The sequence below is a fragment of the Actinomycetota bacterium genome, from assembly GCA_040757835.1.
Classification (GTDB): Bacteria; Actinomycetota; Geothermincolia; order Geothermincolales; family RBG-13-55-18; genus SURF-21.
Window position 1 is genome coordinate 209,189 of record JBFLWJ010000002.1, and the last position, 25,633, is coordinate 234,821.

Annotated in this window: 20 protein-coding genes; 4 read left to right on the forward strand and 16 right to left on the reverse strand. The window is 62.1% G+C overall.

Annotated features, from left to right (window positions below; all coding sequences use genetic code 11):
- Nucleotides 1–665 (reverse strand): zinc-ribbon domain-containing protein (locus tag AB1384_03310; GenBank protein MEW6553300.1); only part of this gene is annotated, 665 nt, incomplete at its 3' end.
- Between the two features lie 231 nt (nucleotides 666–896).
- Here AB1384_03310 and AB1384_03315 point away from each other — a divergent pair.
- Nucleotides 897–1,772: a 3-keto-5-aminohexanoate cleavage protein gene (locus AB1384_03315; protein ID MEW6553301.1), complete on the forward strand. Its 876-nt coding sequence runs from the start codon at nucleotides 897–899 to the stop codon at nucleotides 1,770–1,772.
- 197 nt (nucleotides 1,773–1,969) lie between these two features.
- Here the strand turns inward: AB1384_03315 and AB1384_03320 are convergent, their stop codons facing one another.
- Together AB1384_03320 and AB1384_03325 are read right to left on the reverse strand one after the other, a co-directional pair.
- Complete coding sequence (locus tag AB1384_03320) at nucleotides 1,970–3,505, reverse strand: NAD(P)/FAD-dependent oxidoreductase (GenBank protein ID MEW6553302.1); 1,536 nt, start codon at nucleotides 3,503–3,505, stop codon at nucleotides 1,970–1,972.
- Nucleotides 3,506–3,941: 436 nt separating this feature from the next.
- On the reverse strand, nucleotides 3,942–5,879 hold the full coding sequence (locus tag AB1384_03325; GenBank protein MEW6553303.1) for an acetate--CoA ligase: 1,938 nt from the start codon (nucleotides 5,877–5,879) through the stop codon (nucleotides 3,942–3,944).
- Between the two features lie 263 nt (nucleotides 5,880–6,142).
- Here AB1384_03325 and AB1384_03330 point away from each other — a divergent pair, with 263 nt between their 5' ends.
- Together AB1384_03330 and AB1384_03335 are read left to right on the forward strand one after the other, a co-directional pair.
- On the forward strand, nucleotides 6,143–7,141 hold the full coding sequence (locus AB1384_03330; GenBank protein ID MEW6553304.1) for a CoA-transferase: 999 nt from the start codon (nucleotides 6,143–6,145) through the stop codon (nucleotides 7,139–7,141).
- 3 nt (nucleotides 7,142–7,144) lie between these two features.
- Entirely contained in the window at nucleotides 7,145–7,912 is a 768-nt protein-coding gene (locus AB1384_03335; GenBank protein MEW6553305.1) for a CoA-transferase, read from the forward strand.
- 232 nt (nucleotides 7,913–8,144) lie between these two features.
- Here the strand turns inward: AB1384_03335 and AB1384_03340 are convergent, their stop codons facing one another.
- The 10 genes from AB1384_03340 to AB1384_03385 all read right to left on the reverse strand — a co-directional run bounded on the left by AB1384_03340 (nucleotide 8,145) and on the right by AB1384_03385 (nucleotide 18,967).
- Complete coding sequence (locus tag AB1384_03340) at nucleotides 8,145–8,828, reverse strand: acetate--CoA ligase family protein (protein ID MEW6553306.1); 684 nt, start codon at nucleotides 8,826–8,828, stop codon at nucleotides 8,145–8,147.
- Between the two features lie 101 nt (nucleotides 8,829–8,929).
- Nucleotides 8,930–10,327: a hypothetical protein gene (locus tag AB1384_03345; GenBank protein MEW6553307.1), complete on the reverse strand. Its 1,398-nt coding sequence runs from the start codon at nucleotides 10,325–10,327 to the stop codon at nucleotides 8,930–8,932.
- Between the two features lie 412 nt (nucleotides 10,328–10,739).
- Nucleotides 10,740–11,858: a saccharopine dehydrogenase NADP-binding domain-containing protein gene (locus tag AB1384_03350; protein ID MEW6553308.1), complete on the reverse strand. Its 1,119-nt coding sequence runs from the start codon at nucleotides 11,856–11,858 to the stop codon at nucleotides 10,740–10,742.
- Nucleotides 11,859–11,909: 51 nt separating this feature from the next.
- Complete coding sequence (locus AB1384_03355; protein ID MEW6553309.1) at nucleotides 11,910–12,515, reverse strand: TetR/AcrR family transcriptional regulator; 606 nt, start codon at nucleotides 12,513–12,515, stop codon at nucleotides 11,910–11,912.
- Between the two features lie 355 nt (nucleotides 12,516–12,870).
- The gene (locus tag AB1384_03360) at nucleotides 12,871–14,007 is read right to left on the reverse strand and encodes an acyl-CoA dehydrogenase family protein (protein MEW6553310.1); all 1,137 of its coding nucleotides are present in this window, start codon (nucleotides 14,005–14,007) and stop codon (nucleotides 12,871–12,873) included.
- 99 nt (nucleotides 14,008–14,106) lie between these two features.
- The gene (locus AB1384_03365) at nucleotides 14,107–15,297 is read right to left on the reverse strand and encodes an acetyl-CoA C-acyltransferase (protein MEW6553311.1); all 1,191 of its coding nucleotides are present in this window, start codon (nucleotides 15,295–15,297) and stop codon (nucleotides 14,107–14,109) included.
- Between the two features lie 49 nt (nucleotides 15,298–15,346).
- Entirely contained in the window at nucleotides 15,347–16,504 is a 1,158-nt protein-coding gene (locus tag AB1384_03370; GenBank protein MEW6553312.1) for an acyl-CoA dehydrogenase family protein, read from the reverse strand.
- 173 nt (nucleotides 16,505–16,677) lie between these two features.
- Nucleotides 16,678–17,208, reverse strand: a complete 531-nt coding sequence (locus tag AB1384_03375) for an OB-fold domain-containing protein (protein ID MEW6553313.1) — start codon at nucleotides 17,206–17,208, stop codon at nucleotides 16,678–16,680.
- A gap of 1 nt (nucleotide 17,209) precedes the next feature.
- Entirely contained in the window at nucleotides 17,210–18,433 is a 1,224-nt protein-coding gene (locus AB1384_03380; protein ID MEW6553314.1) for a thiolase domain-containing protein, read from the reverse strand.
- Nucleotides 18,434–18,472: 39 nt separating this feature from the next.
- A complete protein-coding gene (locus tag AB1384_03385) occupies nucleotides 18,473–18,967 on the reverse strand; it encodes a gamma carbonic anhydrase family protein (protein ID MEW6553315.1) in 495 nt (164 codons plus the stop codon).
- 266 nt (nucleotides 18,968–19,233) lie between these two features.
- On the opposite strand from AB1384_03385, the gene AB1384_03390 reads away from it, so the two are divergent.
- The gene (locus AB1384_03390) at nucleotides 19,234–19,968 is read left to right on the forward strand and encodes a zinc ribbon domain-containing protein (GenBank protein ID MEW6553316.1); all 735 of its coding nucleotides are present in this window, start codon (nucleotides 19,234–19,236) and stop codon (nucleotides 19,966–19,968) included.
- Between the two features lies 1 nt (nucleotide 19,969).
- Here the strand turns inward: AB1384_03390 and pcrA are convergent, their stop codons facing one another.
- The 3 genes from pcrA to AB1384_03405 all read right to left on the reverse strand — a co-directional run bounded on the left by pcrA (nucleotide 19,970) and on the right by AB1384_03405 (nucleotide 25,315).
- Entirely contained in the window at nucleotides 19,970–22,141 is a 2,172-nt protein-coding gene (pcrA, locus tag AB1384_03395) for a DNA helicase PcrA (GenBank protein MEW6553317.1), read from the reverse strand.
- 393 nt (nucleotides 22,142–22,534) lie between these two features.
- Entirely contained in the window at nucleotides 22,535–24,076 is a 1,542-nt protein-coding gene (gene guaA / locus AB1384_03400) for a glutamine-hydrolyzing GMP synthase (protein MEW6553318.1), read from the reverse strand.
- A gap of 78 nt (nucleotides 24,077–24,154) precedes the next feature.
- Nucleotides 24,155–25,315 carry a GuaB3 family IMP dehydrogenase-related protein gene (locus AB1384_03405; GenBank protein ID MEW6553319.1) on the reverse strand — a complete coding sequence of 387 codons (1,161 nt, stop codon included), beginning with the start codon at nucleotides 25,313–25,315 and terminating at the stop codon, nucleotides 24,155–24,157.
- Nucleotides 25,316–25,633 lie beyond the last annotated feature (318 nt).

Here is a 25,633-nt window from a genome sequence, read left to right on the forward strand (position 1 = left end):
GGAGCGGCCTCCCCGGCCGCGGCCGGCGCGGGCTCCTCGGGGGCGGGTGGAGCGGCCTCCCCGGCCGCGGCAGCAGTCTCCGGCACCCCGGATACCTTGGCCCCGCAGACGGCGCAGAAGACCGCGTCCTTTTCGGCGATGCCCGCCCCGCATTTCGGGCAGGCATGCGTCTCCTCCAGGGGCGGAGCGGCCTCCTCGACCGCGGCCGGCGCGGGCGCGGCCGCTGCCGCCGGCTCCCCCGCACTGCGCGCACCGCAGTTGCCGCAGAACACCGCGTCCTCATCCAGGGGGGCACCGCAGCTCACGCACGGCTTGCCGGCGGGTACCGGCGCGACCGCAGCCGCCGGCGGCGGGGCTGCCAGGTTCGCCCCGCAGCTGGCGCAGAAGGCTGCGCCCCGGGGCAGTGACCCGCCACATTGGGGGCATCGCGGGTTCTGAGCCGCCTCCTTGGCTGCCTTTATCTGCTCCAGCGCGGCGTCGCACTGCGCCATCTGCGCCTGTATATCCTTCAGGACCCGGTAGGCCTCGAGCATCCCCGTGTCCTGCAGCTTTCCCTCCTCGCCCGCCTGAAAGGCGAGCTGGCCAAGGTAGTACAGGTACTGCTCCTGCCTCTGTTTGAGCTGCTTCACGTTCTTCTTGATCTGGCTTGGATTGAGTTGCTCCATCTTCTCTCCTCCTCGGACGACCTTGGACCGCAGACGCCACGGTTCCGTCGACTTGCCACGCAGATATCACTAACATTACCAAAAGGAGGCCCCCCTTTACATCCCCGGAGCCCGAGACAGCAAATTGATTTTTTCCGTGCGTCTGTATTAGGATTAGCTTGTTTCCCATCCGGCATAGAGGGAAGCATCGGGCAAATCCATAGTTATCGCAGATCAGCAGGAGGTGTTGCCATGTCACTGCAGGATAAATGCATCATCACGGCGGCATTGGCCGGAGCCGCGACCATGAAGAACCAGAACGAGGCCGTGCCCTATACGACGGAGGAATTCGTCGAGGAGGCCTACCGCTGCTACAACGCCGGTTGCGCCATCGTGCACATCCACGCACGCGACCCCGAGCACGGTTTTCCCACCGCGGACATCGAGGTGCTGCGGGCCATCGTCAAGGGCATCCACGAGAAATGCCCCATCGTCATCAACCTCTCCACGGCAATCGGCATCGGCGCCACCCCGGAGGAGCGCATCAACGTCGTGAAGACCCTTAAACCTGAGATGGCCTCCCTCAACACCAACTCCATGAACTTCGCCCTCGGCGACTGGAAGAACCACGTGGTGCTGGGAGAGACTGTGTTCACCAACACCTTCCAGATGCTTACCGATTACGCCAAGGAGATGAAGGAGGCTGGCACCAAGCCGGAGCTGGAGGTCTATGACCTCGGCGGTATCTACAATACCCTCTTCGTCCGCCCCCAGGGCATCTTCGTGGAGCCCCTGCACTACCAGTTCGTCTGGGGTGTCCTCGGCGGTTGCGCCCTGGACCTCGCCAATTTCAACCGTTTCATGGAGCTCATCCCCGACGACGCCACCTGGAGCTCCTGCGGTGTGGGCCCGGCCCAGTTCCGCGGCGCTTTCCATGCCGCAGTCGAGGGCGGGCACATCCGCGTAGGCCTGGAGGACAACATCACCGTGAGCAAGGGTGTCCTGGCCAAAGGGTCCTACGAGCAGGTCGAAAAGGCCGTCAAGATCGTCGAGCTCGCCGACCGCGAGCCCGCGACTCCCGACGAGACCCGTCAGATCCTAGGCCTCAAGGGCGGCCCCGAAGTCTGAGCGTTGAGACGCAAGAGCGCCCCCGCGGGGGGCGCTCTTTTATGGGGTCAGGTCTTGTTTTTTAGATTGCCACGGGTAGCAAATTCCCAGCTAGATACGGTTAAATCGCACCTTACATACCTTGGTATCCAAAAAACAAGACCCCTGAACCGGGCGCCGCCGTCGCTTTCGCGATTCATGCTGTCGAGCGTTAGTGGTTATTCCACGCCATAGTTTAGGCCGGTGACGGCAGAGGCGCAGAGGATACCGCTGGAGCAGGCACAGTCCATGGCAACCCCGTATCCGCGCGCCGTGTCCCCGGCGAAGTAGAGGCCTTCCACCCCGGGCGCCTTGACGTCGGGCTTCAGGCTCCCCGCCTGGGTGACGCTCTTGGCTACCCCCTCCAGCTTCACGCACACCGGGTAGAGTTCCCAGTCGATATGTTCTTTGAAACCGGGGTAAACCCCCTCCAGAAAATCGGGTACGGCCCTGACCACCTTCATCACCAGCTCGCGGTCGCGGGACTCGACCTCGGTGAGGGGGAGATAGGCGGTGAAGAGGTGCTTCCCATCCGGGGCACAACTGGGCTCGATGTAGGACTGGATGTTCCAGGCCATGTAGACGTCCCAGCTGAAGCCCTCGGAACGCGGCACCACGCAGGGGGTCTTCATAAGCCGCCCGGCGTGGTCTTCCGGCACCGGCAGGCCCGAAAGCCCGATGTAGGGGCTGAGGCTGCCATAGCCGTAGAGCGATCTTATCCTGGCCACGAAATCGGCGGGGAAGGCGCTCTCGCTGGCATACTTGAAGAGCTCCTGGACGGGCGCGTTGAAGATGACCCGGCGTGCGGGCACGAACTCCTCGCCGTCATCCCCCTCCAGCCTCACGCCGGTTACCCTTTCGCCCTCCAGATCTATGGACTTCATACGGGTGTTCAGCCGCAGCTCGCCCCCGAAGTCCGAGAACCTGCCGGCGACGGCCTCTGACCACGAGATGATGCCGTTCCTGGTGAAGCCACCGACGTATACGGTCTCCCCCTGCATCATCGCCGGCATGATCACCTGCAGGGCGTAGCGTACCATGTCGCCCAACGATATGTCGTGGGGGTCGTTGATGGTGGTGAAGAGCGTCCCGAAGCAGCGCATATAGTCGTAGACGGCCTTGCTCTGGTCGAACCCGATCTTGACCATGTGGTCGTGCATGGATACGCGGTCCAGCTCCTCCAGTTGCTGCGGGGTCGCGCCCGCGAAAGGCATGAAGAAATCCGAGAACTTCTTGCCGATCCTCTTATATTCGGCATACATCTTGTCGTCCAGGCGCTGCATCCTGTTCAGGGGGGGTTCCTGGTAGAACTGGCCGTCGATCCATGAGCCGGTAAGGCAGGGGTTGATGACCACCTCGCGGCTGCCGTACCCCCCGATGAGGTCGCGCAGGGTCTTGAAGTACCCTTCCCCTGCCACGCTGACGCCGTGATACCCCAGGTCGAGGATGTAGCCGTCGAGGAGTCCCCTGTCAGCCATCTCCTCCAGGGACGGGCTCGCTTCCGCCAGGTAGCAGTACTGCCCTCCCAGGAGGCGCCGGTACCAGGCCGGCCCCTTCCCCTTAAGTTCCTCCCCGCGCAGGGAAAGAGCCCGCCCCCCTACCCGGTCGTCCTTCTCCACCACCAGTGTCTTCATGCCCGTCTGGGCCAGGAGCACCGCCGCCGACAGGCCCCCGACTCCCGCCCCGACCACTATCGCGTCCCACTCTTCCGCCATGTCTCCTCCTTATGCGAACCGTGCGGTCTTTCCAGGCCTGGCGCCGGAACATCGCCTGGAACCGCGGCCTTTGTCAACTGAAATAAAACCACCATTCGCACGATAATAGCAAGTGCCGGTTAATAGTTTGCTGACTCTCAATCCTGGTGGCAGGTGAAGCGATTTCGCAAGCGGCCATCAAGAAACCACGCATGCACACGGAAGGTTGATGGATTAGCGCGAGCCCACACCTGCGCTGCCGCGTATTCGCCTGTAACCCACTGGTCCCTCACCCACCTTCGTGGATTGCATCTCGAAAGCGACGGCGGCGCCCGGTGGGTGACGCGACGGTGTCAGTCGGCTTAACGCCCCCCAGAGTTAAAGCCTGGCACGGGTGATCTGCGCTGCCGGGCTATAAGAAATGACGGATGCCAAGGGGCCGAACCTGTTGGCCTTCCTACTCCCTTCGCACCGGGATCTCGTCCAAGGCTTGGGGGTTCTCCACCGAGGCCAGGTCCCCCAGCTCCTCGCCCAGGTACTTCGCCTTGATGAGGCGGCGCACGATCTTGGCTGAGCGGGTCTTGGGGAGGGCGTTGACGAAATATACTTCGTCCGGGCGTCCCACCTTGCCCAGGATATCCGCCACCTTATCCTTGATGCTCTCGCCGAGCTCATTGGATGCGTTGTATTCCGGCCTCAGGACCACGAAACACACCACCGCTTCGCCCTTGATATCGTGATGCACCCCGATCACCGCCGCCTCGGACACCGCCTCGTGCTCGATGAGGGCAGCCTCTATCTCCGCCGGCCCGGTGCGGCGCCCGGAGACCTTGATGGTGTCGTCGGAGCGGCCGTGCAGGAACCAGAAGCCGTCCTCGTCCACCGAGGCCCAGTCCCCGTGGTACCACACATCGGGCCAGCGCGACCAGTAGGTCTCCATGTACCTGTCGGGGTCCTTCCAGAACCCCCGGGTCATGGAGGGGGCGGGCTTGGTCGCCACCAGGTGGCCCTTCTCCCCCCGTACCGGCTTGCCCTCGTCGTCGTAGACGTCGATGGCCATGCCCAACCCGGGCCCACGCAGGGTGATTGGCTTGAGGTCGGTGATGGGCAGGGGCGAGAGGAAACAGCCCACGATCTCGGTGCCGCCGCTGATGTTGATGATGGGGAGTTTCTTCTTCCCGATCTTCTCGAAGTACCACACCCAGGACTCCGGGTCCCAGGGCTCTCCGGTCGAGCCCAGCAGGCGCAGGCTCGAGATATCATGCTTGTCTATCCACCCTTCGCCGAAGCGCATGAGCATGCGGATAGCAGTCGGGGAGATGCCGAAGGTGGTGATGGCATGGCGGTCAACCAGTTCCCACAGGCGGTCCGGCTCGGGGTAGTCGGGCACCCCCTCGAAGATGACGAAGGTCCCCCCGAAGTTCATCACCCCGATGATCATCCAGGGCCCCATCATCCAGCCGATATCGGTGAGCCAGAAGAAGATGTCGTCCTCTTTGACGTCGAAGTAATAGCCGAGCTCCTTGCAGATCTGGGCCAGGCACCCGCCATGGGTATGCACCGCCCCTTTGGGCTTGCCGGTGGTGCCGGAGGTGTAGATCATGAGGGCGTAGTCCTCGGAGTCCATCTCCTCGGTGGGACAGTCCTCGGGGAGGCCCTGCACCAGTTGGTGCATCCAGATATCCCTGGTGGCATGCCAGGGTATGTCGATGCCCGCCCTGCGATAGACCACCACGTGATTTATGGAGGGCACCATGTCCACCGCTTCGTCGGCGTTCTCCTTGATGGGGAAGAGCTTTCCCCGGCGCATGGAGCCGTCGGCGGTGATGAGTACCTTGGCCTCTGCGTCCCTCAGGCGAGCCGACAGCGGCGCGGGGCCGAAGCCGGAGAAGATGGGGATGGCGATGGCCCCTATCTTCAGGCAGGCGAGGAGGGCGAATATGATCTGGGGGCTCATGGGCATGTAGATGCCTACCGTGTCCCCCTTTCCGACCTTCAGGTTCTTGAGGGCGTTGGCCATCTTGCACACCTCTTTGTGTACGTCCTTGTAGGTGTAGCGGCGTATGGCTCCGTCGTCCCCCTCCCATATGAAAGCGAGCTTGTCCTTTACCGGGGTCTGCATGTGTTTGTCCAGGCAGTTGAGGACGATGTTCGTCCTGCCTCCCAGGTACCATTTTGACCACGGGATACCCTGCGAGGCGTCGAGGACCTTCTCGTAGGGCTTGTACCAGCGGATATCCAGGTCCTCCATGATGGCGTCCCAGAACCACTCCAGCTCATCGGTGCTTCTCCTCACCAGCTCCTCGTAATCGCCGATGCCGTGCTTGCGCATGAACCTGGTGATATTGGACTTCTCGATGTAGTCCCCGTACGGTTTCCAGACGACCTCGCTCATCCTTGCTCCCCCTTTCCATGGCGACTCCGATAAAAAAGATGGCTGCCCCGGTCTTCCAGATGCTGTAGAGTTGCCCCGATACAGTGGTCGATATGGTGGTATTACGTAAAGACTAGTATCCCCTGTTAGGTTTCCATTTAACCCTCTGCGCGGCAAAATGACAAGTGCTCCTTAATGGTTTGCTACCTCCGTAGCTAAATGTTATCCTACATATCGGTCTGCGCTATCCCGACTGGGCGTCAAGATAAGGGAGGGAAAGAAGGATGTTCGATGTAGTAGCCGAAGGCCAGGGACCTCTTTTCGCGGACCCCGACGCAGACAAGGCACGGGAGTATTTTCGCGGCAAGAAGAGGGCTTTGGCGAACAAGGTGATGACCGTCAGCGAGGCGGTAGGCAGATTCATCCACGATGGCGAATACCTGGCCATCGGCGGGTTCGGGGCAAACCGCATCCCCACCGCGGTCTGTCACGAGATCGTGCGTCAGCGCAAGCGGAATATGGCCTTCGCCGGGCATACCTCTACCCACGACTTCCAGATACTGGCGGCGGGAGAGGTTTTCGACCGTTGCGACATCGCTTATATCATCGGCCTCGAAGCCCGCGGCCTCTCCCCCAACGCCCGCCGCTATATGGAGAGCGGCAAGGTAACCATCTGCGAATGGACGAACTACGCCATGGCATGCAGGCTCAAGGCGGCAGCGGCGGGGGTGTCGTTCATGCCGGCCCGCAACATCATGGGCACCGACACCTTTAAATACAGTGCCGCCAAGGTGGTGAAGTGCCCTTTCACCGGCGAAAACTACGTTCTCTATCCGGCCCTGTGGCCGGACGTGTCGGCCATACACGTGCACGAGGCCGACATCTACGGCAACTGCCGCATGAAAGGTATCTCCATCGCGGACCTCGAGCTGTCTCGGGCATCGAAGCGGTTGATCATCACCACTGAACGCCTCGTCTCCAACGACGAGATCCGTTCCGATCCGACCGCTACCGTCATCCCTTACTATCTCGTCGACGCGGTCTGCGAAGTGCCCTACGGCAGCTATCCCGGCAATATGCCCTACGAGTATTTCTCGGACGAGGACCACCTCAGGCTGTGGCTCAACGTGGAAAAGGACCCCGAGGAATTCAAGCATTTCCTCGACAAGTTCATCTATCGCACGCGGGACTTCAACCAGTACCTGGAACTGTGCGGCGGGATCGAGCGTATCAACCAGCTCCGCGCCGTGGAAAACCTCATCGACCTGGAAGACAGGGGGTAGGGCATGAGCGAATACAACACCATGGAACTCATGATCTGCGTAGCCGCCCGCAACCTGGAGGACGGAGCTGCGGTGGCGGTGGGCACCGGGGCTCCCTGCGCGGCCGCCATGCTCGCCCAGAAGGCCCATTCCCCCGACCTCGTGATCATCTTCGAGGCCGGCGGCATCGCTCCGCTGCTCCCGACCATGCCTATCTCGGTGGGCGATTCACGCACCTTCTACAAGGCGGTCATGGCCAGCGGCATGTGCGACGTCATGGAGACACTGGCGCGGGGGATGGTCGATTACTGCTTCCTCGGCGGTGCTCAGATCGATATGTACGGCAATATCAATTCAACCGTCATCGGCGACTGGGAGAACCCGAAGGTGCGTTTTCCCGGCTCCGGGGGGGCCAACGACTTCGGCTCCATGGCCTGGAACATCATGGTCATAACCCCCCAGGACTCGCGCCGCTTCGTGGAGAGGGTCAGCTTCGTTACCACCCCCGGATACCTGGATGGTCCCGGGACCCGCGAGAAGGCAGGTCTGGCGTTGAATACCGGCCCCCACAAAGTCATCACCAATATGGCGGTCATGGGCTTCGACAAGGAGACCAAGCGCATGCAGGTGGAGTCCATCCACAAGGGGTTCACCTTCGACGATGTGCAGGAAAACACCGGTTTCGATCTGCTCAAGGCCCCCGAGGTCGTCGAGACCCCGGAGCCGGAACCCGATGAGCTTCGCATCCTGCGGGAAGAGGTCGACCCCAACCGTTACATCATCGGCCGCTGATCCGGCCTCAAAGAAACGGGGCGCGGCTGGGCCGCGTCCCGTTTTGTATCCGGCTGCGATCGTTTGCATCGCGAAAGCGAAAGCGACGCCCGGAGGGTGGCGCGGCGTTGTCCCAGGCCATGACATCTCTCGATGTCATGGCCTGGGACGTGTACGCTCCCTTTTGCGAACAGGTCAGCAGTCAGTAATGGAATGAGTAAAAAGCCGCGGCATGCCGCGGCTTTTTCCGTGGTTATTGTAGATCGTTGCCCAGCACGATGAGGGAGTCGACCACCACCGGCTTGGAGCCCTGGATGATCACGGGGTTCATATCGATCTCCCTGACGGCGTCGAACTCCATGCCGATGTCGCCTATGGCGATGAGGATGTCCGCCAGAAGGTCCCGGTCCACCGCTTCCTTGCCGCGGAAGGGACCCAGGATGGCCTTGCTCTTGATCTCGTCCATCATCTGCAGGGCGTCGTGCTTTTCGATGGGAGCAACGCGGAAGGAGGTGTCCTTGAGCACCTCGGTGAAGATACCCCCCAGCCCGAACATGACGCAGGGACCGAACTGCGGGTCCCTGACCAGTCCGACGACCAGCTCGCGCTCTCCCTTGATCATCTCCTGTACCAGCACACCATCGTAGGAGTCTCCTCCCAGGTTCTCGATGATCGTCTTGTAGGCACTCCGCACATCTTCCGGGTCATCCAACCCCACCTGCACCAGCTCACGCTCGGTCTTGTGGGCGATGGCCGGGCCGCAGGCCTTGAGAACAACGGGGAAACCCAGCCTCTCGGCGGCCGCCACGGCTTCATCCTCTCCGACCACCAGTTCCTCCCTGGTGACGGGTATCTTGCGTTCGCTCAGGAACAACTTGGCCTCATATTCCGAGAGGGCCGGCTGTCCCTTGGCCACAGCTTCGTCGATTATGCCCATGACATCCTCCGTCCAGATCCCTTCGTATCCCTCCACTACGCGATGAAATATTATCCCATATGCATCCAGAGTGGCAAATCCCCGCCGGGAAGGGGACGCGATCAATCGAGGGGGAATCCCGAGGCCACGTGGCCGCCCGGGATCTCCCCTCCGTACAGGAAATACATGGGGCGCTCCACCACTATCCCCCCTTTCTCCGCGAAGGAGGCGCCCTTCTGGGCTTTGATCCGGAAGGAGACATCGTGGCCGGGGCCGACATCGGCGTTGACGCTCCTGGTATAGCGGGAACGCGCGGGGATGATGAAGTCCACCACCTCGTTGCGGCTCTCCTCCATCATGTAGGTTATATAGACCTCCTGATCGACATCCAGGGGGTTGAGGATGCAGAGATAGGTCTCGATGCCTTGCCTGGTCGAGCCCTCGGCAAGATACCACTCTCCCGCAGCACGGTCCATGGCCATATTGTCGTGGCCCCCTTCCCACGCGTACATATAAGTGAAGTACATGGGCCTTTCCACTACGATGGGCTGGTCCGAGGTGACGTGAAAGGAGAATTCACCCCTGCCGACCACCTCGTTCGCGTAGATGGTGAAGCGCGAGTATCCGGGCACGCCCACGAGCTGCGGCGCCAGGGCGGCCCCGTCTACGCTGCGGTAGTTGATGGCGACGTCCGCGGGCTCGAGATTCGGGTTGAGTATGCAGATCCAGGTCTCGAAACTCCAGTCGCAGAAGCCCTCGGCCAGGAACCATTCCTTCCCCGGCTCGGTCTCGCCCACCACGGCATGCCCCCCCTCCCAGTCGCCCCGGTAGGCAAAGTACATCGGGCGCTCGGCGATGATCCCCTGAGCCGCCTCCACCTTGATGCTAACATCCTGGTAGGGGGCCTGCGGCCACAACCGTGCCACCTCGTAATTGATGTCCAGGGTATGGCGGTGCTGGGCCGGCACCGCGTAGGTCTCCTGCTTGACCACGTTCTGCATATAGTACGTGACGGTCACGGGCAGGTCCACCTGCTGCGGATTTTGAATACAGAGCCACTCCTCGAAGCCGGGTCCCGTGGACCCCTCGGCGAAATACCAGGTGGTGCTGGCAGCGGTGACCCCCTCGACCACGTGGCCGCCCTCCCATTTCGACTTGTAATCGAAATACATGGGCCGCTCGGCCACGAGCCCGCTGTCGCTCTCCACCCGTACCGACACGTCCAGGCCGGGGTCGAGGTATCCGTTTACGTAGACGGTCCCCCGCGAGACGGGCGGGATGTCGTGGACGTAGGGTCCCAGGGGGCCTTCGTTGGTCATATAGGTGATGGTGACGGTGGCGGTATGCGCTTCCGGGTTCTGCAGCGAGATGTATTCGTGGAAACCCTCACGGGTGGTCCCCTCGGCGAAATACCAGGTGGCGGGGATGTCCTCCTGGGCCAGGGCGGGCCGTGCCGGCATGCATAGCAAGGCCAGCATGATGGAAAAAGCCACTAGTGCGAAGCAGATGTTCCTTCTCACCGTCATACCCATGCCAGCGATTCGCAGCCCGATTCCAGCCCGCGGTCTCCGGGGCTGTCCAGATCCACGCTCTCTGACCCGTGCTTTCTTCACTGCAGGCCCAAGTCCCTTCCCTTCCTCAACGGATGCTCTATAACAACTATAGCGCAACAAGGTCGAGCGCATTATGCAGATACGCGTGAAGAAGTATCCGGTGTGGCCTGGGAGGTCTTGCATTGAGTACCGTCAGCGCTGGCAAGAAGACCGCCGTTACCTTGTATTGCCGCGCTCCCGTTTCAGCAATACGGGCAGCATGGAGGTCAGCCAGGGCGGCCACGACGTAGCCGGATACTGACGGTCCTTCGATGGGACAAAGACGGGGTCCCCGCGCCTGGGGGCCCCGTCATATCGATCCGGTTTCCATGGTGCCGGCTCATACCTCCAGGGGCGTGGTCATCTCGTCTCCCTGGTAGAGCCGTATACCGCCAGCGGCCAGCCGCTTCAGGAACTCCTGCGGCGGCAGGGACGCCTCGGGCGCCAGGGCGCCCTTCTCGCTGACCAGGCCCTCGCCTACCATCTGTACCGCCACGGACGCGGGCAGGCAGGTGAGCATGTCCATGTGCGCGGCCGCGCCGTAGGCGAGGTGGGCCCACTTACCGTCTTTCTTGCCGGTGATGTCGGTGCGGCAGGCGGAACACGTCTCCGGCGGCTTGCCGATGCTCTCCAGGTAGGGCAGCAGGGCGTTGAAGATCCCGCCCATGATGTCCTTCTTCTTCTCGGTGTTGGTGAGCCCCATGCCCACGAGGACGTTGCACAGCACGACCAGGAACTTGTCGGTGAGCCCGCCCTTTAGGGATACCGTCCTGCAATTGATATAGCGGGGAATGGTGACCGGTTCGGGGTGCCCGGCATGGAACACACCTACCGTGCCCACCGTGGGCGGGAAGGTGAGCTGCTCCAATCCCGATCCGGCCTTGATGTTCTGCAGCCTTCCGTCGATATAGGACGGGATCATGCCCGTCACCGCGTGCAGGTAGTGCAGGGTGACCGCTTTCCCGGCGGTGTCCGCGGGATCGCACGCCCAGGCGGTGGCGATCTCCTCCACCTCGTCGAGCTGGTCGGCGCCTAGACGCGCGAAGACGTTGGTGATGCCAGGTGTCCACCCCACTCCGGTGATGGCGGTGACGCCCGCCTTCTTCGCTTCCTCGTCGAGCTCCATGAAGTCCGCCGCGGCGTCGTAATCGTCGCAGATGCTGACATAGTTTACGCCGGCTTCGATGCACGCCCTGGCCACCTTCTTCTCGTACTTGTAGAAGGGCCCGATGGTCCCCATGGCCACGTCGAAGCCGCGAATCGTCTCAACCATCCCCGCGTGGTCGTTGGCGTCCACCTTCTGGGCCCTGCACTTGCCGCCCAACTCCCTCGCCAGGGCCTCCGCCGCGGCCAGGTCGTAATCGGCTATGAGCAGGTCCTCGACCGCCTCTTTGGAGGCCAGGTCCTTCACCCCGAAGCGGCCCATCACGCCCGCTCCTCCCAGCGCTATCACCCTCATCCTACCTCTCCTTTCCTCGTACTGATGTCGACCATGAAACTCTGGATCCCCTTATCTCCGCAGTCCCGCGACGACGATATCCATGATCTCCGGCAGCGCGTCGCGCATGGAGAATTCTTCCTCGTTTTCCAGCCATTCCAGTTCCAGCCCCTCAGCGATACCCAGGAGGATGAAGGCCATGCGCTGCGGGTCCATCCTTCTCAGCTCCCCCCTCCCGATCCCCTCCTCGATCATCTCCTCCAGTGCTTTCCGCATGCGCTGGTAATAGCTGGCGACCCGTCTGGTGTAGTCCTCGCTGAATATATACGAGCGGTCTACCCGGAACTTCCAGAGCAACCGCAGGTACTCCGTCTCGCGCTCATAGAGCTGTGCCACCTCGGCCACCAGTCCCTGGAACCTCTCCACCACCATGCCCTCACCGTCCCTGGCTTCCTCGATGAGGCGTACAAAGTCCGCCAGCATCTCCTCCACGAGGGAGAATGCCAGCTCCTCCTTGCTCTTCCAGTACCAGTAGATAGTGCCTTTGCCCAGGTCGGCCGCGGCCGCTATCTGGGTTATGGTGGTGTTGTGGAAGCCCTTTTCCGAGAAGAGCTTGAGGGCGGCATCCTTTATCTGCCTCTCCCGGAGTTCCTTTACTGGGTTCTCGCGCCTGGCCATGATCCTACCTTAATCGACCGACCATCCGGTCGATATTATATTGGAGCACGCCCCCGCCGTCAAACCCCCTGCACTCGGGCGGGAAATGAACCTGCTTGCGCTGCCACCAGCCCAGTTGCTACCCGGTGGGGTATAGCGAAGTAGTCTTCGCACAGACCTTCATGGATTGCATTGCGCAAGCGACAGCGCCACCAGGAGGGCGGAGAAGCGTGTCCCAGTGCCAGGCCATTTCCGAATGGCCTGGCACGTGTACGCATGAACCATAAATGCGACGCGAGGAGATTTCTTCCGGGCCCAGATAGCGGTAAGGGGCCGGGTGCTCCCGGCCCCTTGAAGTCCAATGCGTAATCTGGGGTCATCCGAGCAGGTGGCGGGCTATGACCACGCGCTGCACCTGGTTTGTGCCCTCATAGATCTGGGTGATCTTGGCGTCTCGCATCATGCGCTCCAGGGGGTACTCGACCATGTAGCCGTAACCCCCCAGTACCTGCACCGCGTCCACGGTGACCTTCATGGCCACGTCGGAAGCGAAGCACTTGGCCATGGCCGATACCGCGGATGCCTCCCGCCCCGCCGTCTCCACCAGGTGGGCCGAATAATATACCAGTTGCCTCGCCGCTTCCACCTGCATGGCCATGTCCGCCAGCATGAACTGGATGCCCTGCAGCCGGGCTATGGGCGCTCCGAACTGCACCCTCTCCTTGGCGTAGGCGACGGCGTGTTCCAGGGCTCCGGCGGCGATGCCCAGGGCCTGGGCTCCGATGGAGGGGCGGGTGCGGTCGAGGGTCATCATGGCGATCTTGAAGCCCTCGCCCTCCTTGCCGAGGAGGTTTTCAGCGGGCACTTCCATGTCCTCGAAGACCAGCTCACAGGTCTGGGAGCCCCTGATCCCCATCTTGTGCTCGATCTTGCCGATGCCGAAGCCGGGGAACTCTTTCTCCACGATGAAGGCGGAGATACCCTTGACCCCCGAGCTCTCGTCGGTCTTGGCGAAGATAGAATAGGTGTCGGCGATGCCGCCGTTGGTGATGAAACATTTCTGCCCGTTCATGACGTAGGCGCCGTTCTTCTTCACCGCCCGCGTGGTCATGGCCGCTGCGTCGGAGCCAGCGCCGGGTTCGGTGAGGCCGAAGGCGCACTGTTTCTCGCCCCGGGCCAGCGGAGGGATATACTTCTTGAGCTGCTCGTCGTTGGCGGCAAGCATTATGGGCTGCGAACCCAGCTTGCAGACCCCCAGGATGAGGCTGGTGTTGGTGCAAACCTTGGCCAGTTCCTCGATGGCGATACAGATGGTGAGCAGGTCGGCACCCGCGCCGTCGAGTTCCTCCGGGAAGCACAGGGCAAGGAGGTCATTGTCGCGCAGGAGTTCGAACATATCCCAGGGGTATTCGCCGCTGGCGTCGATCTCCATTGCCCGCGGCTCGACCTTCTCCTTCGCCAGCTGGCGTACGGTCTGCTGCAGCATCTTCTGTTCTTCGGTTAGTTCGTACATCTCACCCTCCTAAGACTTCATCTTCGAGCGGTCTCCTTCCCGGGCCACTCCCTCTCTTTATCGCCGTTGGACTGCACGGCCTGGTCTCAGAAATCTGCCTCAACCTACTTTGATGATCAGGCCGTCGCCCTGTCCGCCACCGCCGCAGATGCCCGCGGCGCCGTAGCCGCCGCCGCGGCGGCGCAGCTCATAAGCCATGGTAGTGATGATTCGGATGCCACTCACCCCAACGGGATGGCCGAAAGCGATGGCCCCGCCGTTGACGTTGACGTTGTCCATGGTGTTCGGGTCGAGACCGAGCAGTTCCGTGGAGCGCCAGGTGACGCTGGCGAAGGCCTCGTTTATCTCCAGCAGCTTGAGGTCGCTCACCTCCATGCCGGCTTTTTTCAGCGCATCCTGTATCGCAAGCGCCGGGCAGGGGTGAAGGTCCGCGAACTCCCCGGCGTTCCAGCCGTACGATACCACGCTGCACAGCGGTTCCAGTCCCATCTCCTTGGCCTTGTCCGCGCTCATGACCACGGCGGCACATGCCCCGTCGTTGATCTGGGAGGCGTTACCTGCCGTGACCGCGCCCTCCTTGTCGAAGGCCGGCTTCAGCTTGGCCAGGGCCTCGACGGTGGTGTCGCCCCTTATTCCCTCGTCCTTGTCGAAGACCAACGGGTCGCCCTTCTTTTGGGGTATCTCCACCGGTACTAACTCCTCGGCGAGGCGCCCGGCCGCGGTCGCCTCCGCCGCCCTCTGCTGGCTGCGGGCTCCCACGAGATCCATCTGCTCGCGCGTGATGCCATACTCCTTGGCCCACTTGTCCGAGCCCTTGCCCATATGCATGTTCTCGAAGGCGTCCCAGAGCCCGTCGTGGATCATGCCGTCCACCAGCACGCCATTGCCCATGCGGTATCCCATGCGCGCCTTGGAGATGAAATAGGGGGCGTTGGTCATGGACTCCTGGCCGCCCACGATGAGGACCTCCGCCTGGTCCAGCTTGATCATCTGGTCCGCCATCTCCAGGGCGGACATGGAGGAGATGCAGACCTTATTGACGTTTATGCACCATTTATCCTTAGGGACTCCTCCCTTGATGGCCGCCTGGCGCGCCGTTATCTGTCCCTGGCCCCCCGTTATAACCTGGCCCATGATTACGCAGTCGATAATAGCGGGGTCGATACCGGCTCTCTTTATGGCCGCGGCGATGGCGATCCCGCCGAGGTCCTGGGCGGAGAAATCCTTGAGCGCCCCCGACAGCCGCCCAAAGGGTGTCCTCGCGGAGCTTATGACTACGGTCTCTTTCATCTCTTCCTCCTGATAACGATCTCTCGTCCGACTATGATGTGAACGCTGTCTATCTCAGTCCGATCTCCCTGGCGATGACCATGCGCTGCACCTCCGAGGTGCCCTCGCCTATCTCCAGGATCTTGGCATCGCGGAAGAAACGCGACACCGCGTACTCGTCCATGTAACCGTACCCGCCATGCACCTGCACCGCCTGGGTCGTAGTGCGCATGCACATCTCCGAGGAGAAGAGCTTGGCCATGGCCGCCTCCTTGGTGTGGGGAACGCCGCCATCACGCATGGCCGCCGCCCTATAGGTGATGTTACGGGCGATCTCGATATCCGTGGCCATATCGGCCAACTTGAACTGGATGGCCTGGAACGACGCTATGGGCGTGCCGAACTGCTTGCGCTCCTTTGCGTAGTTCACGCTCTCCTCGAAAGCCCCTTGCGCCGTTCCCACCGCGAGCGCGGCGATGGCGATCCTCCCGCCGTCGAGACAGTCGAGGAACTGCCTGAACCCTTCGCCCCGCTTGCCGATGAGGTTGGATTCCGGCACGCGGCAATCGTCGAAGCTGAGCTCTCGGGTATCCGAGGCATGCCAGCCCATCTTCTTGTACTTGGGCGCGATGTTGTATCCAGGGGTGCCCTTGGGGACGTAGATGTTGGAGATCTCTTTCTTGCCATTGGGACGGACTCCGGTCACCACGGTGAGCGTGACCACCCCGCTCATCTCCGTGCCGGGGTTGGTGATGAAGCACTTGGTGCCGTTTATGACCCATTCCCCGTTCACCAGGTCGGCCTTGGTCTGGGTATTGCCGGCATCAGAACCCGCTTCCGGCTCGGTGAGGCCGAAAGAACCAAGGATCTTCCCCTGTGCCAGGGGCACCAGCCATTCACGCTTCTGCTCCTCCGAGCCAAAGTAATGGAAGGGGCTGGCGCCCAGGGATATGTGCGCCTCCACGGTGATGGCGCAGGAGCCGTCCACGCGGGCGAGCTCCTCGACCGCGATGGCGTAGGCCAGGTAGTCCCCTCCCGCCCCGCCGTATTCCTCGGGGAAGGGAATGCCCAGGATGCCCAGGTCGCCCATCTTGCGCACGATGTCGTAGGGGAATTCACCCGTATCCCACATCTGTTCCACCTGGGGACGTATCTCCTGCTCGGCGAAATCCCTGACGGTCTTGCGGAAGAGGTTCTTTTCGTCGTCAAGCTCGTATAACAACTCCATCACCTGCCTCGTCTCTTACTCCCTGCCCTGCCCGGTGGCCCGCAGCAGGATCTGCTGTATATGTCGCTGCTCGGGGAACTCCGGATGCTCCCCAAGGGATTATAATACAAGAGGGGAGGCAGCGCCTCCCCTCAAGACTTATCAGGCTTCACCGCACGCGGTGAACCGTTTTTCTACGCGGGCTCGAAGTACATGAGCAGCATGGGGTGGTCAACCGGTTCGGTGGCATAAGCCACCTTTACCGGCATTCCCGTCTTGATGCTGTCCGTCGAATCGCCGTAATTGCGCAGCTGGTGGGTGAAATGGGTATCCGCCCCGTCCAGCTTGACGATGGCCAGCACGTAGGGGATCTCCACCTTCATGAAGGCGGGCACGAAATTGGAGACGGAGTAGCTGGTCAGAATGCCTGTGCCCGGCAGCTCCTCCCACTCGCAGATGCCCATACAGTCAGAGCAGAGGGGGCGCGGTATGCCCCATACCTTCCCGCAGTCCTTGCACTTGGTGGTGACGAACTTCCCGTTGGCCAGCTCGATGAAGAACTTGGAGTACTTGCCGAGCACGTGCTTGTAGGTGAAGTCCATCTTCCACTCGATGCGCATGACCTCGCGGAAATCCGCCCAGGGATCTCCGTCCGGATGCTGGAAGGCCATGGGATCTTCCGCGGTATAGACTTCCATGAGGTTCTTGATGAGTTCGAGTCCCATGTCAATCCCTCCTCTCGAAGATGTTGATGGCACAGAAGGTGCCGGTGCCGCCGTGGGAGTCCATGCCGCCTCGCTTGGCGTTAAGTTCCACCTGGCGCTTGGGGTGCGCCTCCTGGCGCAGCTGGCGCAGCACCTCGATACCCTGGGCCAGCCCGGTGGCGCCCACGGGGTGTCCGAAGCCGATAAGGCCGCCGGAGGTGTTGGTGGGCAGCTCGCCGCCCAGGTCGAAGACGCCCTTCTCCATGAGCTTGCCGCTCTCACCCGGCTTGCAGAAGCCCAGGTCCTCATAGGACACAAGCTCCACGCCGGAATAGGCGTCGTGTACCTCGAAGCAGTCGAAGTCCTTGAGCGGGTCTTTGACGCCGGCCATCTTGTAGGCCTGTGCCGAACCTTCCCGCTTGCCACGGAAGTGAGTTATCCCCGGGTAGGGGAAAGGCCGGTCGGCCATGCGCATGAAGTCGGTGCCGCAGCCGGTGCCGGTCAACTCGATGGTGGGTTTCTTCTCCCAGGTGGTGCTGTGCTTCTTCGCCCACTCCTCGGTGGCGAAGACGATGCAGGCGGCTCCGTCGGAGAGCAGGCAGTTGTCGAGGAGCTTGTAGGGGTAGGTGATCATCTTCGAGTTCATGACGTCGTCCACGGTGATATCCATGGGGTAATGCGCTTTGGGGTTGTACATGGCGTTGCGGTGGTTCTTCACACTGACCATGGCGAACTGCTCTTCCTTGGTGCCGTACTTCTCCATGTGGGTCACCATCATGATGGCGTAATAGGCGATGTAAAAGCCAGCCACCTGCACTTCCCAGTCGGTGTCGGAGGCCAGGGCGATGAACTGCTGTGCCACGTCCGAGGGTACGCACCTGCCCATGTTCTCCGCGCCGAATACGATCATCGAGTCACAGAGCCCGGACTTGATGTAGGCATAGGCGTTGCGGATTGCCAGACCTCCGGTGCCGCCGCCGCCCTCCACGCGCACGTTGGGCTTGGGGCACATGCCGATGTTGTCGTGGAAGATAGCGCCCGCCTTCAACTGTTTGTCGAAGTGGTCACTGAAGTAGCTGGTGGTGCTGTGCTCGATGTCTTCTATCCTCGTCCCCGAATCCTCGAGGGCCTCCAACACCGCCTCATTGATCCAGTCGCGCATGTTCCCGTCCACGCGTTCGGCCGCGAACTTCGATATGCCGCCACCGAGCACGTAAACCCTGCGCTTCTTGTCCAATACTTCCATACGTCTCCCTCCTCTGCTCTTTCTGCGAATCTACTACGTCTAGGTCGGCATGTGGGGGCGGGCAAAATCGAAGTAAGCCGTGGCCATCTGCCTCAGTGCCTCCTCGTTCCCCTCCGGGAATTCCTTGGTCACCTTCGCGGGTATCCCGACGACCATGGAGCGCGGCGGGACCTGCATGCCCTGGGGCACCACCGCTCCCGCCGCGACGATGCTGCCGTGGCCCACCACCGCCTCATCCAGCACCACGGCGTTCATGCCGATGACGCAACTGTCCTCGATGGTCGCCCCGTGCAGTATGGCGCCGTGCCCGCAGGTCACGTGATCTCCGACATGCACCGGCCCATGCAGGACGCAGCAGTCCTGGATGCTCGTGTAATCCCCTACCACGATCTCGCCGCGGTCCGCCCGCAGGACGGCATTATACCAGATGCTGGCGTTGGCCCCGACCCTTACATCGCCGATGAGCTGGCAACCCTCTGCCAGGAACGCCGCCGGAGATACGCGCGGCGACTTGTCATAGTATGGGATCAGCACCTTGCTATCGACCTCCCTCTCTTGCCGGCGGCACGACACGCCCGCGACATCACGGTCGCGCGGACGCATGGGTGATGCCGGAAAACGACACAATGCCGGAAAACGACAACCTATTATAACACTTCCACCCCGGCCTGCCTCCCCGTTCTCAAGTGAACACCTTACCGGGACGATAAGTCTTACGGAATCGTATTCCGGCTACCGCTACGCCAGTGTCAGTGGTGGTAGCGGAAGCCGTCAAGGCAACTGCGAAGAGAGGAGGGGCGGTGCCGACAAGACTATATTGTCCACAGTGTCTTACTTTCGGCGATCCGAAAGCGGACTTCTGCACGTCGTGCGGCGCGAAGTTGATCCCGCTCATGCGCGTGGTGATCATGCCCTTCGTCGAGAGCGGCCAGGAACCGGATTCGCTCGGCAACTTCAAGGGCCTGGTGGAGAGGGAGGGGGAGCTGCAGCCCTCCCAGGCCATCGGCTGCCAGATGTACATGTCGAGTGACCTGGAAAAAGCCCGCCTGATCATCAGCCAGAAGGATGCCTACTTCTCGGAAGCGGAGCGGGTACTGCCCAGCCTGGTCAAGAGCTTCCTGGACCCCCTGGGTTTCTACGATATCCCCGAGCCCAGCGAAGTGGACCTGGTGACGGAGAAAGCCGCAAATATGCCCACCGAGCTCTTCGTCCTCATCCAGAACCAGTATGACCCCGAATACCTCTTCCTGCCGGAGATAAGCTACTTCTTCTTCCGCTACCCGCGCCTGCACACCGTCGGCAGCGGCGAGGACAGCGGCTTCGGCTATGTGCAGATAAGCGCTTTCCTGCTGGACAACCGGGAGAACCGCATCGTCAGCCGTGGCTCCGGAGCGGGCCTCGAGACCTACGACAACGACGGAGCCTTGCTGGACGAGAACTTCTCCATTCCCCTCGAGGGCCAGATGGAAGTCATGCGCAAGGCCAGCGCACAGGCGGTGGAGAACCTGCTGAAAGCGATGAAGATGACCAAGTAGGTCAAGCCTTTCGCAACGGCGCGTACTTGAGTAACAACAGTTTCTCGCCGATACCTGGAAAATTCACAGTGATCTCCAAATCACTGCGGCTGCGTGTCAACGCCGTCACCACCCCCTCGCCGAAGTTGGCGTGTACGACGCGGTCCCCCACGCGGAAGACGGAAGCCATGGCCTCGATTTCCTCCTGCCTCATGCGGTCCCGGGTCCTTTCAGCCCCGGGAGCGCCCTCCGGGACGATCAATTCGAGGTACTGCCGCGGGATGTCCCGCACGAAGCGCGACTCGGGGCTCATCTTGGGGTTGCCGTAGAGAGAGCGGTAGGCGGCGCCGGTGAGATAGAGTCGGTCCCGGGCGCGGGTGACCCCCACGTAGAACAGGCGCCGCTCCTCCTCCATGCTCTCCCTGCTCCCCATGCAGCGCATATGGGGAAATACGCCGTCCTCCATGCCTACGATGAAGACCACCGGGAATTCCAGTCCCTTGGCGTTGTGCAGGGTCATGAGGGTCACCGCCCCCTCTTCCTCGTCGTAGAGGTCGATCTCCGCCACCAGCGAGACCCGTTCCAGGAAAGCCTCCAGGCCTCCCGCGGGATCGGAGGCGCTGGATTCGACCATTGCGTTCTTCAGCTCCTGCAGGTTCTCCGCCCTGCCCTCGGCTTCGAAGGTCCCCTCCCTGGCGAAGGCTTCGAGGTAGCCGCTGCGCTCCAGCACCACCTGGAGCAACTCCGGCAGGGAGAGCGTCTCCGCCTCGTCCTTGAGGCCCTGCATCAGCCCCGTGAAACCTTCCAGCTTCCTGCGTCCCGCCGCACCAAGACCGGGTACCTCATCCACGCGCTGCAGGGCCTCCCACATCCCGATCCCCTGGGCGCGGGCGAAGGCTTCCAGGTGTCCCAGGGTGGTTTCGCCGATACCGCGTTTGGGCTCGTTGATGATGCGACGCAGGCTCACGCTGTCATCCGGGTTGAGCAGGAATCTCAGATAGGCCAGGGCGTCCTTTACCTCTTTGCGCTCGTAGAACTTGAAACCGCCCACGATCTTGTAGGGGATACCGAAACGCAGCAGCATCTCCTCGAAGGGGCGTGACTGCGCATTGGTGCGGTAGAAGACTGCGAAGTCGCGGTGTCCGAATTCGCCTCCCTCCAGGAGACGGTTGATCTCCAGCGCCACGTAAGCGGTCTCGTCGCTGCCCGAGTTGGCAAAGAAGTACCTTATGGGCTCCCCTCCCTCGCGCTCGGTCCACAACCTCTTCTCCTTACGCCCGGGGATGAGCGATACCACGTTGTTAGCGGCCTCCAGGATCACCCGCGTGGAACGGTAGTTGCGCTCCAGGCGCACAACCTTCGCCTCCGGGTAGTCCTTCTCGAACTCCAGGATGTTGCGCAAGTCGGCACCGCGCCAGGAATAGATACCCTGGTCGTCGTCGCCCACCACGCAGAGGTTGCGGTGGCCGGCGGAGAGCAGCTTGACCAGGCGGTACTGGGCAGGGTTGGTGTCCTGGTACTCATCGACGTTGACGTAGGAGAACCGCTCCTGGTAATGCTCGAGCACCAGCGGATAGAGCTCGAAGACCGCCACGGCATTGAGGAGGAGGTCGTCGAAGTCCATGGCGTTGTTGCGGAAGAGCTGTTTCTGGTAGGCCTTGTATACCCCCGACACGACCTCCGTCAACTCGTCCCTTACCCTGTCACGGTAGGAGTCGGCGTCGACCATCTCGTTCTTGGCGTCCTCGATGAGGGAGCGCACCAGACGCGGGGGATAGCGCTTGGCATCCAGGTCCATGTCCCGGATGATGCGGCCGACCATGCGCAGTTGGTCGTCGTCGTCATAGATGACGAACCCCTTGCGGTACCCCAGCCGCTCGGCCTCGCGGCGCAGGATACGGGAGCAGGCGGAATGGAAGGTTGATATCCAGATGGCACCGGCACGAGGCCCCACCAGGCGGTGAATCCTTCCCCGCATCTCCTCCGCCGCCTTGTTGGTGAAAGTGATGGCGAGGATGCGCCCGGGGTCCACGCCCCTGCTTCCCACCAGCAGGGCAACGCGATGGGTGAGCACGCGGGTCTTGCCGCTCCCCGCCCCCGCCAGGATGAGCAGAGGCCCGTCGAAATACATGGCCGCTTCCCGCTGCTCCGGGTTGAGGTCCTTGAGTATCGCCTTCTCGCTCTTTGCGGTCACGTAGCGCTACCTCCGGTTTCAGGCACTCCTCGCGTGGCGTTTGATCCCTGCCGCCCCGCGCTCCACCAAAGACTATATTACAGGCCGCGTGCATGCGGTCTAATAACCGGCATCAAGTTTACACGCGAATGATGACTCAAGGTGATCGCGAGCAACGCCGCGATCAACGTGCCGCGCATCCCGACGGCTGGAAATCCCGAGCCCGGTCCGGGTGTACCCGTAAGCAACCTGCCTGCCCGGGATCCGGGGGTCGGTCCGGGCGATAACGTCTGCGCATCCACCAGCCCGGGGAGCGAGGTGCCCTGAGGAGCTTGCGACGACGACCAGCCATGTCGCCGGGCTCGGAAAAGCACCGGGAGCGAGGACCGTTACCCCCGGTTCTCGGGAACAACCCTATTCCCACTCTATGGTGGCGGGGGGCTTGGAGCTGATGTCCAGGGCCACGCGGTTCACGCCGTGCACCTCGTTGATGATGCGGCTGGAGATGCGCTCCATCAACTCGTAAGGAAGGCGGGCCCAGTCGGCGGTCATGGCATCCTCGCTGGTGACCGCCCGCAGAACGATGGGATAGGCGTAGGTGCGCTCGTCGCCCATGACCCCCACCGACCTGATGTCAGGGAGCACGGCGAAGGACTGCCATATCTTCTTGTAGAGTCCGGCCCGCTTGATCTCCTCGACCACGATGTCGTCGGCTTCGCGCAGGATGTGCAGTTTCTCGGCGGTAACCTCACCGATGATGCGTATGGCCAGCCCAGGCCCGGGGAAGGGCTGCCTCCATACTATCTCCTCCGGCAGCCCCAGCTCCTCGCCCATGGTGCGCACCTCGTCCTTGAAGAGGTCGCGCAGGGGCTCCACCAGCGTGAAGTCCATGTCCTCGGGAAGGCCGCCCACGTTGTGATGTGACTTGATGCGCGCCGCGTCGCGCGTGCCGCTCTCGATGATGTCCGGGTAAAGGGTGCCCTGCACCAGGAAATGCGTGTCCCGCATGTCCGCCGCCACTTCCTCGAATACGCGGATGAACTCCTCCCCGATGGTCTTGCGCTTTACCTCGGGGTCGGTAACGCCCTTCAGGCGCGAGAGGAAGCGCTCCTGGGCCTTGACGTGGACGAGATTGATGTGGAAATGGCGGCGGAAGGTGTCCTCCACCTGCTCAGCTTCTCCTTTGCGCAGCAGGCCGTGATCGACAAAGACGCAGGTGAGCTGGTCTCCCACCGCTTTATGCACCAGCACCGCGGCGGTGGCGGAATCCACTCCACCGGAGAGGCCACATATGATCTTGTTTTGACCCACCCTGGCGCGTATCTGCTCCACCGCTTTCTCGATGATGGAGACCATGGTCCAGGACGGCAACAGGTCAGCGGCGCTGTAGAGGAAGTTCTTGAGGATCTCCATGCCCATCGGGGTATGGATGACCTCGGGGTGGAACTGTACCCCGTATAGCCTGCGCCCCACGTCTTCCATGGCTGCTACCGGAGAGGCGCCCGTGGAGGCGGTCACGCGAAAACCCGGGGCCGCCTCGACGACGCTATCGCCGTGGCTCATCCACACCGTCTGCTCCAGCGGCAGCCCCTCGAAGAGGGTGCTTTCACCCGTTATCCTGATATCCGTCTTGCCGTATTCCCGGACGCCGGTGGCCTCCACCTTTCCCCCGAGCTCCCGCGCCAGAAGCTGGTGTCCGTAACAGATGCCCAGTACGGGCAGGCCGATATCGAAGATGCCACTGTGCGGGATGGGTGCCCCCTCCTGATAGACACTGGACGGGCCACCGGAGAAGATGAGCGCGGATGCGCCACGCCTCTTGATCTCCTCGGGCGGGATATCGTAGGGCACGATCTCCGAAAATACCTTGCATTCCCTCACCCGGCGGGCGATCAGTTGCGCGTACTGCGCCCCGAAATCGACCACGAACACCTTTGACTCGATGTTTGCGCTCAAGTCCCCTTCCTCTCCGGGCGCCGCATGCCCCTAGCTCTCGCGGTCATCTTTCCATCCCACGGAATCTCCTTGCCGGGGCTACTTGATCATCCCCACTCCCTGCTCGTACTGCATCGCCTTGCCCTCGGTGCGTACGGCCGGGGCGATCATGACCTCCGCCCTCTGAAAGGCCCGGATGTTCTCGTAACCACAGGTGGCAAGAGAGGTCCGCAGGGCGCCGAAGAGGTTTACCGTGCCGTCGTTCTCATGGGCCGGCCCTACAAGTATCTCCTCTATGGTCCAGCGCCCCTCCGTCTTCACCCTGGTGCCCCGGGGGAGGTCGGGATGGAAGGTGGCCATGCCCCAGTGGAAACCGAGGCCGGGGGCTTCCTTTGCCGCCGCGACCGGGGAACCCAGCATTACCGCGTCGGCGCCGCAGGCGATGGCCTTGGCGATATCCCCCCCGGTACGCATCCCTCCGTCCGCGATGACGTTGACATAATCTCCCGTCTCCGTGAGGTGCCTGATGCGGGCCGCCGAGGCGTCTGCCAGCGCCGTCGCCTGCGGCACCCCTATGCCCAGGACCCCCCGGGTGGTGCAAGCAGCGCCGGGACCCACCCCGACGAGCACTCCCACCGCTCCCGTACGCATGAGGTGCAGGGCGGTGGAATAGGACGCGCATCCCCCGACAATGGCGGGGATAGGCAGCTCGGCGATGAACTTCTTGAGGTTCAGGGGCGCCGTCCTTGACGACACGTGTTCCGCGCTGATCACCGTGCCCTGGATGACCAAGATATCGAGGCCCGCCTCCAGGACGAGTTGATAGTACTGCTCTACCCGCTGTGGAGTGAGTGAGGCGGCGGCCACGACTCCGCCTTCCTTGATCTCACGGATACGCCTGCCGATAAGCTCCTCCTTGATGGGCTCCTGGTAGAGCCGCTGCATGCCGCGTGTCGCCTCCTCCTTGCCGAAGGAGGCGATCTCCTCGAAGACGGGCTTGGGGTCCTCATACCTGGTCTGCAGCCCCTCGAGGTTGAGCACGGCCAGTCCGCCCAGCTTACCGATGGTGATGGCCATCTCCACGTCCACCACGGCGTCCATGGCCGAGGCGAGGAAGGGGAGCGCGAACCTGAACTCCCCAAGTTCCCAGGTGATGTCAACATCATCAGCGTCACGGGTGCGGCGCGACGGTACGACGGAGATATCGTCAAGGCCGTAACCCCTTCTTCCCGCTTTCCCCAGACCTATCTCTATCTCCATCTCAACCTCCAGGTATGCTTAATAGGCGCGTATACTCGTGATCTTCGTCCCGTCCAATCCTGTATATGGGTATGCCCGCACCTGCTATATGCGGGTAAGATTTCTCTCCGGCTCCGGGTCTTCCAACGACCGGACTTGTAATAGTATTAGATACCAAATACTACTCTCCCTTCATTTTATGTCAAGAAAGTAGGCTCGGGCCGTCAGGAAGCCGTCTGTGCAAACACCAGCCCGAGAACTACCAGGTCGGTCTCCGCGAGGCCCCGCGAGCGGGACCGTTACCTGGAGGCTCGGGCCGTCAGGAAGCCGTCTGTGCAA

Coding starts and splice junctions, on each gene's coding strand:
- AB1384_03355 (MEW6553309.1), bottom strand. CDS start 12,515: ATGGCCAGGCGCGAGAACCCAGTAAAGGAACTCCGGGAGAGGCAGATA.
- AB1384_03360 (MEW6553310.1), bottom strand. CDS start 14,007: ATGTACGAACTAACCGAAGAACAGAAGATGCTGCAGCAGACCGTACGC.
- AB1384_03350 (MEW6553308.1), bottom strand. CDS start 11,858: ATGAGGGTGATAGCGCTGGGAGGAGCGGGCGTGATGGGCCGCTTCGGG.
- AB1384_03325 (MEW6553303.1), bottom strand. CDS start 5,879: ATGAGCGAGGTCGTCTGGAAACCGTACGGGGACTACATCGAGAAGTCC.
- AB1384_03405 (MEW6553319.1), bottom strand. CDS start 25,315: ATGGAGATAGAGATAGGTCTGGGGAAAGCGGGAAGAAGGGGTTACGGC.
- AB1384_03335 (MEW6553305.1), top strand. CDS start 7,145: ATGAGCGAATACAACACCATGGAACTCATGATCTGCGTAGCCGCCCGC.
- AB1384_03315 (MEW6553301.1), top strand. CDS start 897: ATGTCACTGCAGGATAAATGCATCATCACGGCGGCATTGGCCGGAGCC.
- AB1384_03380 (MEW6553314.1), bottom strand. CDS start 18,433: ATGGAAGTATTGGACAAGAAGCGCAGGGTTTACGTGCTCGGTGGCGGC.
- AB1384_03375 (MEW6553313.1), bottom strand. CDS start 17,208: ATGGGACTCGAACTCATCAAGAACCTCATGGAAGTCTATACCGCGGAA.
- AB1384_03320 (MEW6553302.1), bottom strand. CDS start 3,505: ATGGCGGAAGAGTGGGACGCGATAGTGGTCGGGGCGGGAGTCGGGGGC.
- AB1384_03370 (MEW6553312.1), bottom strand. CDS start 16,504: ATGGAGTTGTTATACGAGCTTGACGACGAAAAGAACCTCTTCCGCAAG.
- AB1384_03365 (MEW6553311.1), bottom strand. CDS start 15,297: ATGAAAGAGACCGTAGTCATAAGCTCCGCGAGGACACCCTTTGGGCGG.
- AB1384_03330 (MEW6553304.1), top strand. CDS start 6,143: ATGTTCGATGTAGTAGCCGAAGGCCAGGGACCTCTTTTCGCGGACCCC.
- AB1384_03340 (MEW6553306.1), bottom strand. CDS start 8,828: ATGGGCATAATCGACGAAGCTGTGGCCAAGGGACAGCCGGCCCTCTCG.